At 61.0% G+C, this 505-nt stretch carries 1 protein-coding gene; it reads left to right on the forward strand.

The genetic code is table 11. The features are described from left to right. Positions 1-505, forward strand: a 505-nt coding sequence (locus L692_RS28180) for a KR domain-containing protein (RefSeq protein WP_036722878.1), incomplete at both ends; no start/stop codon positions are given.

Genomic DNA, 505 nt, shown 5'->3' on the forward strand with positions numbered 1-505 from the left:
CTGGCGGAACTGGGTCCGGCGCCGGTGTATATAAGCGCCGACGCGAAGGACGGAGGAGCGCTGAAGCGGGCATGCGAGGAGATCAAGGCGCGGTACGGAGAGATAAACGGTGTGATCCATTCGGCGATCGTGCTGCTGGATAAAAGCCTGGGGAACATGGAAGAGGAGCGCTTCCGCGAGGGGATGACGGCGAAGGTGGACGTCAGCGTGCGGCTGGCGGAGGCGTTTGAAGGGGAGGCGCTGGATTTCGTCCTGTTCTTCTCATCGATAAATGCCTTTACGAAGCCGGCGGGACAAAGCAACTACGTAGCGGGCTGCACGTTCAAGGATGCGTTTGCGAATCAGCTTGCGCTGGCGTGGCCATGCGCGGTAAAGGTAATGAACTGGGGATATTGGGGCAGCGTGGGCATCGTGGCATCGGATCATTACCGGGAGCGGATGGCGAAGGCGGGGATCGGTTCGATTGAGCCGCCGGAAGCGATGGAGGCGCTTGAGTCGCTGCTGG

The sequence above is a fragment of the Paenibacillus forsythiae T98 genome (assembly GCF_000520735.1).
GTDB classification, from domain to species: Bacteria; Bacillota; Bacilli; order Paenibacillales; family Paenibacillaceae; genus Paenibacillus_AQ; species Paenibacillus_AQ forsythiae.